General features: G+C 68.4%; 6 protein-coding genes and 1 pseudogene. 4 read left to right on the top strand and 3 right to left on the bottom strand.

All coding sequences use genetic code 11. The features are described 5' to 3' along the window. Window positions 1-65: 65 nt before the first annotated feature. Window positions 66-242, top strand: a complete 177-nt coding sequence (locus ACTIGN_RS33235) for a hypothetical protein (RefSeq protein WP_439632100.1) — start codon at window positions 66-68, stop codon at window positions 240-242. Window positions 243-255: 13 nt separating this feature from the next. Here ACTIGN_RS33235 and ACTIGN_RS33230 read toward each other — a convergent pair whose 3' ends face one another. Next, window positions 256-1527 carry an O-antigen ligase family protein gene (locus tag ACTIGN_RS33230; protein WP_439632098.1) on the bottom strand — a complete coding sequence of 424 codons (1272 nt, stop codon included), beginning with the start codon at window positions 1525-1527 and terminating at the stop codon, window positions 256-258. A 146-nt stretch (window positions 1528-1673) separates the two neighbouring features. On the opposite strand from ACTIGN_RS33230, the gene ACTIGN_RS33225 reads away from it, so the two are divergent. Together ACTIGN_RS33225 and glmS are read left to right on the top strand one after the other, a co-directional pair. Beyond that, a complete protein-coding gene (locus ACTIGN_RS33225; RefSeq protein ID WP_439632096.1) occupies window positions 1674-2117 on the top strand; it encodes a GNAT family N-acetyltransferase in 444 nt (147 codons plus the stop codon). A 179-nt stretch (window positions 2118-2296) separates the two neighbouring features. After that, a pseudogene (glmS, locus tag ACTIGN_RS33220) lies at window positions 2297-4120 on the top strand (glutamine--fructose-6-phosphate transaminase (isomerizing)); the annotation flags it as partial. A 69-nt stretch (window positions 4121-4189) separates the two neighbouring features. Here the strand turns inward: glmS and ACTIGN_RS33215 are convergent. Both ACTIGN_RS33215 and efp read right to left on the bottom strand, forming a co-directional pair. Continuing rightward, window positions 4190-4717 carry a glutathione peroxidase gene (locus ACTIGN_RS33215; protein ID WP_439632101.1) on the bottom strand — a complete coding sequence of 176 codons (528 nt, stop codon included), beginning with the start codon at window positions 4715-4717 and terminating at the stop codon, window positions 4190-4192. A gap of 19 nt (window positions 4718-4736) precedes the next feature. Beyond that, window positions 4737-5324: an elongation factor P gene (gene efp / locus ACTIGN_RS33210; RefSeq protein ID WP_439632094.1), complete on the bottom strand. Its 588-nt coding sequence runs from the start codon at window positions 5322-5324 to the stop codon at window positions 4737-4739. Between the two features lie 171 nt (window positions 5325-5495). Between efp and ACTIGN_RS33205 the strand changes: the two genes are divergently transcribed. Next, window positions 5496-7523 (top strand): prolyl oligopeptidase family serine peptidase, encoded by a 2028-nt coding sequence (locus tag ACTIGN_RS33205; protein WP_439632092.1) that lies wholly within the window; start codon window positions 5496-5498, stop codon window positions 7521-7523. Window positions 7524-7710: the final 187 nt, after the last annotated feature.

Raw genomic sequence — 7710 nt, 5'->3', positions numbered from 1 at the left:
AGTACTTGGTTCAAGTACTCCAAGGACTCTCCACGCATAGTGCGTAAGCCCTACCGTCGGGGGTGATGATCGCTTACCGCCTCGGCGACCGCGCCGGCACCGTGCGGCTCGCGCTGGTGGCGCCCGCCGAGCAGAAGGCGCTCGACGCACTGATCCCCGCCACCGATGCCGTCGGCCGGTCGTTCCTCGCGGCCCGGCGACCCGAAGACGTCGTCCTGGTCGCGGTGATCGAGGAGCGGTGAAGCGGGTCCGAACTCACGCGTGCGGCGGGTGCAGGATCCAGCCGGGTTCCAGTTCGTACTCCTCTTCGAACTCCTCCTCGGGCTCCGGCGCGGGTTCCCAGTTCGCGACCCGCACCTCGGCGCAGTGCCGCGCGATGATGAGGAACCCGCCGTACCACAGCCAGGTGAACCGGAACAGGTTGTGCCCGAAGTTCCCCATGAACAGGAGCAGGAACAGGCTCACGCCGATCGCCGAGGGGAGCGTGAACACGAGGTCGTTCTGCCACTCGGGGTAGTTCCGCCGGAGCCGCTTCATCGCCCGCAGGTTCGTCCAGAAGCACCACATGAGGAACCCGAACGAGAAGAACCCGAGCCCGCCCATCTCGCCGACCAGTTGCCCGTACAGGTTGTGCGACTCGATGTGCTGCCGGGTCGCGGGGCGCCACGCCCCGGGGCCGACGCCGCTGAGGGGGTTCGCGGCCCACAGCTCGAACCCGGTGAAGAACCCGTAGATGCGGCCCTCGCCCGACTCCTGCGCGTTCTTCGGGCCGACCTCGGGGTTGATGATCGTCTCGAACCGGTTCTGGAGCGAGTCGGGCAGGGCGACGAACGCGATCGGGGCCGCCACGGCGAACGCGGCCAGCGCCTTCACCCGGTACTTCGTGCCCCAGATCACGATCGCGAACCACACCACGAGCCCGATCAGCGAGCCCCGCGACCCGGTGAGCAGGATGCACAGGCACGACAGCCCCACGTAACCCGCCATCAGGAGCCGGCCCCGCTTCCCGCCGATCCCGGCCGCCCACACGGCCGCCACGATCGGCAGCGCGTACACGATGCTGGCCCCGAAGCTGTTCGGGTCGCCGAGCGTGCCGTCCACGCCCATCATGCGGCTGATGCCCATGCGGTACGTGTGCCGCCCGCCCAGGTACTCGCGGAACGAGTGGAGCAGGTACAGCCCCATGACCGCGACGAACCCCACGGCGATGTTCCGCAGCCCCTTCTCGTCGTGGACCGTGGTGACGAGGAGGTAGTAGAACACGACGATCTTGAACCAGTCCTCGACGATCGGCTGGCCCTTGTCGCTCCACGGGCTCATGAGCCAGCACAGGGCCACGGACGCGGCGAACCCGGCGTACGCGGCCTGCTGCACGTTCGGGAGCCACCGCTTGTGCGGGTACGCGGCCCACGCGGCCATCGTGAACACCATGTACACGCGCTCGACGTGCAGGTCGCCGAGCCACTGCCAGACCTCGAAGGGCCGGTCGATGAACAGGAACATGTAGCCGATGAGCAGCCACTGCATCGGGGCACCATTCGTCTGGACCGGGATCGGTCGCGGATGGTAACCAGACGGGGAACCCGGTGGGAAGCCCAACCGGCCGCACCGCACCGGCGCGACAGCCCGCCCCGTTCCCCTCGTGAGTGGTTCCGCCGGCCCGGAGGCGTCTCGTGGCACCGTCCGCTGAGTTGCACTACTACTGCCGGCCCGTGCGCGAGCGGCCCCCGCTCCTCCCGGTCGAGTTCCTCGCGGTGCCGGAGTTCCTCGCCGACGAGCCCGCGTGCAAGCACCTCTGGGACCTCGTCTCCACGCAGTTCCGCACGCGGTCGAAGTTCCTGGCGGTCTGGGCCGGGGTGCGGTTCGTCTGCCTGCACCGGGCCGCCGACGGATCGGCCGACGGGTTCCTCCTCGTGACCGCTCCCGTGAACTGGCAGATCGACTACGTCGTCGTGCGGCCCGACGCGCGGGGGCAGGGGGTCGCGAACGCGCTGCTCGCCGAGGCCGTCACCCAGGCGTTCCGCCGCGGCGTCCCCTACGTGATGCTGACGAGCAAGCCGGAACTGCGGCCGATGTACGAGGGCTTCGGGTTCGTCGCGATCGAACCCCCAAAGTAGGCGACTCGCTCCGCGAGTCGCGCCCCGGCGCAACGAAAATGACGAGTGAGGCCCGGAGCGCCGCCGGTGCCACTCGCGGAGTGAGTGACCCACTCTCCCGACACTTCACGAACTCGTCTTCCACTCGTCGCGAGAAACCCGTTAGACTCCCCGCCACATCTGGTCAGGAGGATCGAGACATGTGCGGAATCGTCGGGTTCACCGGGCGGCGGGAAGCCTCCCCGATTCTGATGGCGGGTCTCAGCCGGCTCGAGTACCGCGGGTACGACAGCGCCGGGATGATCACCGGCACCGGCAACGAGCTGCACCTCCGCAAGAAGTCCGGCCGGCTCGCGGAACTCGGCAAGCTCGTCGCCGCGCACCCGGCCCCGGGGTGCTACGGGATCAGCCACACCCGGTGGGCCACGCACGGCGGCGCGACCGACCGCAACGCCCACCCGCACCTCGACGCGACCGGGAACATTGCGGTCGTCCACAACGGCGTCATCGAGAACTTCGCGACGCTCCGGCACCAGCTCCAGGCGCAGGGCGTGCAGTTCCGGTCCGACACCGACACCGAGGTGCTCGCGCACCTCATCGGCCGGTACTACCACGGCGACCTCGTTGGCGCGGTGCGGCAGGCGCTGTCCCTGGTGAAGGGCACCTACGGGCTGGCGGTGATGTCGCGGCACGAGCCCGGGGTGATCGTCGGGGCGCGGCTCGGGAGCCCGCTGGTCATCGGGGTCGGCTCCGACGGGAGCTACCTCGCGTCCGACGCGAACGCGCTGGCCGGGTACGCCGACAAGGTGGTGTACCTCAACGACCGGCAGATCTGCGCGCTCGCGGGCGAGGAGTGGGAGATCCGCGACCAGGACCTGCTCCCGGTGTCGCCCCCGGTCCACGACATCGCCCAGTTCCTCGGCGACGGCGACGCGGAACTCGGGGCGTACCCGCACTACATGCTCAAGGAGATCTACGAGCAGCCCGACACGGTCGCGAACGCGATGCGGGGCCGGCTCGCCGAGGCCGACGCGACCGCCCACTTCGGCGGCCTGAACCTCACCGCCCAGCAGCTCCGGCAGATCGACCGCATCATCATCACCGGGTGCGGCACCAGCTACCACGCCGGGCTCGTCGGCGAGTACATGTTCGAGGAACTGGCCCGGCTGCCCGTCGAGGTCGAGTACGCGAGCGAGTTCCGGTACCGCAACCCGCCGATCGACCGGAACACGGTGGTGCTGGCGATCACCCAGTCGGGCGAGACGGCCGACACGCTGGCGGCGCTCCGCGAGTCGAAGCGGATGGGCCACACGACGCTCGCGATCTGCAACACGGTCGGCAGCAGCATCGCCCGCGAGGCGTGCGGCGGCGTGTACCTGCACGCCGGCCCCGAGGTCGGGGTCGCGAGCACCAAGGCGTTCACCTCGCAGGTCACGGTCCTCGCGATGCTCGCTTTGTACCTGGGCCGCACCCGGCACCTGTCGAGCATCCAGGGCCAGCGGATCATCGACGAGTTGCACGCGCTGCCGGACGCGGTCCGCAAGGCGCTCGACTGCCACGACCACGTCAAGAAGATCGCGGAGAAGTACGCCGAGGCGAACAACGCGCTGTACCTGGGCCGGCAGTACCTGTACCCGGTCGCGCTCGAGGGCGCGCTGAAGCTCAAGGAGATCAGCTACGTCCACGCCGAGGGGTACGCGGCCGCGGAGATGAAGCACGGGCCGATCGCGCTGGTGGACGAGAAGACGCCGAGCGTGTTCCTGGTGCCGCGGGGCAACGTGTTCGACAAGGTGATGTCGAACATGCAGGAGATCAAGGCCCGCCGCGGCCCGGTGATCGCGGTGTGCAGCCCCGGCGACCGCGAGGTCGAGGCCGTCGCCGACGACGTGATCGCCGTCCCCGACGTGCCCGAGTACCTCCAGCCGATCGTCACCGCGATCCCGCTCCAGTTGCTCGCCTACGAGATCGCGCTGCTGCGGGGGTGCGACGTGGACAAGCCCCGGAACCTGGCGAAGAGCGTGACGCCCCCGTGGCGGTGGGCGCGTCCAACTGCCACGGGGGTGACCCCCGCGGCTCGACTGGCTCGCCCGCGGTCACAGCACGACGGTGCTGTCGGTGAGTTCCGGGTTGGCCGCCGACACCGACCCGAGCAGCGCGTCGATCCGCCGGCGGAGCTTGCTCGGCGGGGTGAACATGCTGTACCGGCCGACCACGCCCCCGGTGCGGTCCACCAGGAACTTGCCGAAGTTCCACTTGATGGCCCGCGTCCCGAAGATGCCGCGGCGCTCGCCCTTGAGGTACTGGTAGAGCAGGTGGGCGTTCGGGCCGTTCACGTCGACCTTGGCGAACATCGGGAACGTCACGTCGTACTTCAGCGAGCAGAACTGCTTGATCTCGGCCTCGGCCGCCGGTTCCTGGTTCATGAACTGGTCGCACGGGAACCCGAGGACGACCAGCCCGCGGTCCTTGAACTCGCGGTGCAGCGCCTCGAGCCCGGCGTACTGCGGGGTGAACCCGCACTTGCTGGCGACGTTCACGATCAGCAGCACCCGGCCCCGGTAGGGGCCGAGCGTCGCCTGGGTGCCGTCGATGGTCGTAACCGGGATGTCGTACAGAACCACGGGTCCCTCCGGGAACGGGCTACTTCCCTTCCTTGCCTTCCTTGGCCGCGCGCTTCAGGTACTTGCCGTCTTCGGTCTGGATGACGATCTGCTCGCCGACGGCGATGAACGACGGCACCTGCACGACGACGCCGGTCTCGAGCGTGGCGGCCTTGGTCTGGGCGGCGGCGGTCGCGCCCTTGATGCCCGGCTCGGTCTCGATCACCTTCAGGGTGACCGTCTGCGGCAGCTCCATCGACAGCGCCTTGCCGTCGTAGAACGTGATCTTCACCGGGTCGTTCTCCCGGAGGAACTTCATCATGTCGCCGACCATGTCGCCGTTGAGGGTGACCGGCTCGAACGTCTCGGCGTCCACGAACACGTAGTCGTCGCCGTCCTTGTACGAGTAGTTGTAGTCCTTCGTGTCCAGGTACACGACGTCCACCTTGTCGTCCGGGTGGACCCGCTCGTCGGTGATGCTGCCGGTGGTCAGGTTCTTGAGCTTCAGGTACAGGATCGCGCGCCAGTTCCCCGGCGTGTTGAGGTCGCGGTCCAGGCAGTACCAGAGCGCCCCGTTCATGTTCAGGACCATGCCCCGCCGGATGTCGATCATCTTCGTTGACGCCACTGGCCGCCTCCCGTTTGGCGGGCACCGGATTCGATGTCCCGCGCAGTGATTGTCTTACCCCTTGTGTTTATCAGATCGGCGACGGACCGTGAAGGGCGGCGCGGCCGCCTCTACAATACCGCCGCACACCCGATCCCGCCGCCAGCCGTTCAGACCCTTCGAGGACCGATCATGTTCGCGCGCCGCCTCTCCGTTCCCCTGTTCGCCTGCGCCCTGATCGGGCTCGCGAGCCTGCCGGCCACGCGGGCCGACGGCCCCGGCGACAACGTGCCCGACAACGTCCGCCCGGTCCCGCCCAAGGGGAGCGAGGTGCCCGAGGCGGTGCGAGAGGAGGTCCGCAAGGGGCTCGCCGAACTCCAGGGGCTCATCAAGGACGCCGGCACGCACGAGTTGCTCGCGGACGTGCAGATCTACGAGAAGGCGGTGCGGTGGGCGCTCGATCACAACGAGGTGTACGACCCGGCCCCGCCCAAGGACAAGAACGCGAAACTGCCGACCCCAGCGGGCACCGTCAAAAAGGTGCTCGCCGCCGGCCTCGAACGTGCGAAGGCGCTCAAGGACGGCAAGACGCCGTGGGCCACGCAGACGGGCGGCGTCCTCCGCGGGTACGTCTCGAAGATCGACGGCAGCGTGCAGCCGTACTGGATGGTGGTCCCGGCCGACTACGACTTCAAGGGCGACAAGAAGCACCGGCTCGACTTCTGGTGGCACGGCCGGTTCGAGAACACCGTCGAGGCCGGGTTCATGGCGAACTCGCCGGGCGACGGCGGCGGCATCATCCCGGCCCCCGGCGCGCTGATCCTGCACCCGTTCGGCCGGTTCAGCAACGCGAACAAGTTCGCCGGCGAGGTGGACACGTTCGAGTGCCTCGAACACGCCAAGAAGCACTACCGCATCGACGAGTCGCGGCTCGTGGCCCGCGGGTTCAGCATGGGCGGCGCGGCGTGCTGGCAGTTCAGCACGCACTTCCCAACGCTGTGGGCCGCCAACGCCCCCGGGGCCGGGTTCAGCGAGACCCCCGAGTTCCTCGACGTGTTCCAGAACGAGAAGGTCGAGCCCGCGTGGTACGAGAAGAAGCTGTGGCGGATGTACAACGCGAGCGACTACGCGGTGAACCTCTTCAACCTCCCGACGGTCGCGTACAGCGGCGAGATCGACAAGCAGAAGCAGGCCGCCGACGTCATGGCCCGCGAGATGAAGAAGGAGGGGCTCGAACTCGTTCACCTGATCGGGCCGAAGACCGGCCACGGCTACGAGAAGGCCGCGAAGGAAGAGCTGAACAAGCGGATCGACGCGATCGTCGCGAAGGGCAAGCCGGCGCTGCCCGAGAAGATTAAGTTCACGACGTTCACGCTCCGGTACAGCCAGTGCGCGTGGGTCACGGTCGAGGGGCTCGCGAAGCACTGGGAGCGCGCCCGCGTCGAGGGCGAGATCAAGGACAGGGCCGCGGTCGTGACGACCGAGGGCGTCTCGGCGCTGACGCTGCGCTTCCCGGCCAGCGTCCCGAACGCGCCCACGAAGGCCGTGATCGACGGCACCGACCTCGCCATCGGCAAGGACGGGCACTTCCGCAAGGGCGGCGACGGGAAGTGGCAGGCGGTGCCGAGCCTCGATACGAACAACCTCCGCAAGCTCTCCGGCCTCCAGGGGCCGATCGACGACGCGTTCATGGACCCGTTCGTGATGGTGTCGCCGACGGGCCGGCCGATGAACTCGAAGACCGCGGAGTGGGCCGAGAAGGAGATGAAGCACGCCGCCGACCACTGGCGGAAGCAGTTCCGCGGCGACGCGCCGATGAAGAAGGACACCGAGGTCACCGAGGACGACATCAAGAACCGCAACCTCGTGCTGTGGGGCGACCCGATGAGCAACGCGGTGCTGGCGAAGATCGCCGCCAAGCTGCCGATCAAGTGGACCGACAAGGGCGTTGTCGTGGGCGACACGACCTACGAGGTCGGCACGCACGTCCCGGTGCTGATCTACCCGAACCCGCTGAACCCGCAGAAGTACGTGGTGCTGAACAGCGGGTTCACGTTCCGCGAGTACGACTACCTCAACAACGCCCGCCAGGTGTCGAAGATGCCGGACTACGCGGTCCTCGACATCACGACCCCGTCAAACGCGCGTTACCCCGGCAAGGTGGTGCGGGCGGGCTTCTTCGGCGAGCAGTGGGAACTGCTGCCCGACGACGGGAAGTGACCGGGACAAGACTCGAGGGACACGCAGGAGGTGAGCGGCGGGCCGCCACAGAGGGCGGCCCCTACCACGGTTCGCCTCTGTGGTGTAGGCGCCGCCCTGCGTGGCGGCCCGCGTGAGGCGAACGACGCCGACCCTGCAACCCGAACGCTACGACCCCAACGAGCGGCACCACCCGATCTTTGGTCGG

The organism is Gemmata sp., assembly GCF_051859125.1.
GTDB lineage: Bacteria > Planctomycetota > Planctomycetia > Gemmatales > Gemmataceae > Gemmata.
Note: the sequence above shows the minus strand (reverse complement) of the source record. Positions and strands in the feature narration are given on the sequence as shown.

Excerpts from the sequence above, each read along its gene's own strand:
- ACTIGN_RS33235 (WP_439632100.1), top strand. The coding sequence starts at position 66 with ATGATCGCTTACCGCCTCGGCGACCGCGCCGGCACCGTGCGGCTCGCG.
- ACTIGN_RS33205 (WP_439632092.1), top strand. The coding sequence starts at position 5,496 with ATGTTCGCGCGCCGCCTCTCCGTTCCCCTGTTCGCCTGCGCCCTGATC.
- ACTIGN_RS33230 (WP_439632098.1), bottom strand. The coding sequence starts at position 1,527 with ATGCAGTGGCTGCTCATCGGCTACATGTTCCTGTTCATCGACCGGCCC.